Genomic DNA, 2,532 nt, shown 5'->3' on the forward strand with positions numbered 1-2,532 from the left:
CCTCCTCGTCCGGCTGATGACCAAAAATCATGGACAAGAGATGCGGACATGAACGATAGCTTTAAATACATCTTTGTATACACCGATAAAATTGAAGTAAGAACCGTACTTTATTCTAATGCAGCAGAAGTTGATGAAGTAAATACGGACAACAGATTTGTTTTACCAGAAGGATTAGAACTCTGGGAACCAAGCAATGGTTCAGTTGTTACAATAGAACCCTTACAATAGCACCATTTTTTCAAAAAGAATTGCGTAAATTTGTAATAGATCTTCACCTTTTAGAAGGCACTGAAAGATTAGACCGCAAGGTCGACCCATGCAGTTGTTTTTGAAACTTAACATTACAATATTTAGAGATTAATTGGTGCAATGATATCGAGCTTCTCCCTGTAAAGGGCTAACCCAAGAAGATTTTAGATTTGCATCTGCGTTTCTAACCATGACATTCTGAAGTTTTCAGAAAATGCCCTGCATGGGTTTTTTAAATGAAAGTAAATAACACAAAAAAAGTCCCGACTAATTTAGCCGAGACTTTTTCTTTATACCTTCATTTGGTTATTGAACCATTTCGAAGCTAATTCTTCTGTTCTTCGCCATTTTCAAATCATCTGGATCACCTTCTTCTATTAAAGAAGACTCAACATTTGCTTTCGCATCTACAATTTCGATTTGGTTCGCAGGAACTCCTAAACTTACCAATAAAGTTCTTGCAAACTCCGCACGTTTCTTACCTAAATCTTTCAACTCATCCTCTTCAGTTGAAGCTTCTAATTCAGCCCCATCTGTGTGACCAGTAATCACCAATTTAGCATTCGGGTTATTCTTCATTTCAGCCACAACAGCTTTCAATGAACTTACCCCTGCTGGTGTAACCGTAGATTTACCGTAAGCATAATATACATTTTGAGCAGAAACCTTCTCTGCACTTGTCATATCATTAGTAATCAAAGGTGCTGTTTGGAAAACCAACTGAGAAACTTGTTTCGGTGCCTTTTCATAGTTACACTCACATTTCTCATCTTCTTCTAACAAACGTACACTCACCTCGTCAATGTAGTAGTATGCAGCAATAACTTGCTTTCCTTTTACATCTTTTGGTTTTCTAATTCTCTCATTTTTAACATCAGAAGTATTGGTGAAGTTTCCGATAGTGATGTATTTTTCACCACCTTTTGCAATGTATTCACCACATACTTTATCCCATCCAAACATTCCGTTAAAAACTTCTTCTTTTGGATGAAGAATAAGGTTTTCTTCAAAAACCAATGAATTCAATTTCTCATCAGATCCTGGTTCTTTTTTAGAAATATGTGCTGCTAACTTGTTTGTAGCATATTTAGATAAGTCAGATAAAGAACAATAAAACTCAACGCGGTAACGCTCACCTTTTTTTAGGGGAGAAGAAAATTTTGTTGTAATGTAATTTCTCTCTTCCTTATCTCCGTAAGAAAATGATATAATTCCTGCGTAGTTCATACCATCCTTAGGATCTTCAGTTCCCATAACGTTTTCCGGTGTCATTACATCCGGCATTTTGCTATCTCCAACAAAAAGATCTGCACCAGCTCCAGTTGCTGCTGTCCATCCTTCAGCGGCTTCAATTTGTCCTAAACGACGAACTTTACCTTTAACTGATTCAAAGCTTCCGTTTTCCACCAAGTTTTCATTTTCATCTTGACCAAAAGAGAAAAGTGAAATTGCCACTAAGGGTATTACGGTAAATAGTTTTTTCATTGTTTTAGTTTTATAATTCATAGTTTTTTACTGTGTTTATGAAAGTTTTAACTTTTTCTGGATCAATATCTGGATAAACACCATGACCCAAATTAAGAATGTGCCTTTTACTTGTAAATGAATTTAATAATTTATTCGTTGCTAGCTCCACATTTTTGTGAGAATCATACAATGCACACGGGTCTAAATTCCCTTGAAGTGTTCTGGTTTCTCCAACAATTTTACGAGCATTCGCCATATCCATATTCCAATCTAGCCCTATAGTGTTACACGAACAATTGGCTAAATCAGCTATTGATCTATAAGCACCTTTAGAGAATAAAGTTACCGGTACTTCAGTAATGGCCGCTGCAATTTTCTGAATGTAAGGAAGAGCAAATTCATCGTACTGCTCTTTTCCTAATATTCCTGCCCAAGAATCAAATACCTGAACCATGTGCGCTCCTGCTTTGATTTGAGCTTTCAAATACTTAATGGTCACATCCGTGATTCTATTTAACAACTCATGTGCCAAAGAAGGATTTGTGTACAAAATCTTTCTCGATTTTGAGAAGGTTTTTGAACCTGAACCCTCTGTCATATAACAGAAAATTGTCCAAGGAGCACCTGCAAAACCAATCAAAGGAACACGACCTGCAAGTTCTTTATTGGTAATCTTAATTGCTTCTAAAACGTAAGACAATCTATCTTCTACGTCAATATCAGCCTCCGCCCATTTTAAATCAGCTTCTGACTTGATGGTATTTTCAAACCAAGGACCTTTTTTCTCAATCAACTGATACTCCAAGCCCATAG

3 protein-coding genes are annotated in these 2,532 nt (G+C 36.4%); 1 reads left to right on the forward strand and 2 read right to left on the reverse strand.

Annotated elements, in window-relative coordinates; genetic code table 11:
* A partial coding sequence (locus R3333_RS13985) for a hypothetical protein (protein WP_318959390.1) occupies positions 1–231 on the forward strand: 231 nt, incomplete at its 5' end.
* A 327-nt stretch (positions 232–558) separates the two neighbouring features.
* Here R3333_RS13985 and R3333_RS13990 read toward each other — a convergent pair.
* The gene (locus R3333_RS13990; protein ID WP_318959391.1) at positions 559–1,737 is read right to left on the reverse strand and encodes an OmpA family protein; all 1,179 of its coding nucleotides are present in this window, start codon (positions 1,735–1,737) and stop codon (positions 559–561) included.
* A gap of 10 nt (positions 1,738–1,747) precedes the next feature.
* A partial coding sequence (locus R3333_RS13995; protein ID WP_318959392.1) for a uroporphyrinogen decarboxylase family protein occupies positions 1,748–2,532 on the reverse strand: 785 nt, incomplete at its 5' end.

The sequence above is a fragment of the Lishizhenia sp. genome (assembly GCF_033720595.1).
Taxonomy (GTDB): domain Bacteria; phylum Bacteroidota; class Bacteroidia; order Flavobacteriales_D; family Crocinitomicaceae; genus Lishizhenia.

What these genes read in the sequence shown, in the direction of transcription:
- R3333_RS13990 (WP_318959391.1), bottom strand. Translation starts at nt 1,737, where the DNA reads ATGAAAAAACTATTTACCGTAATACCCTTAGTGGCAATTTCACTTTTC.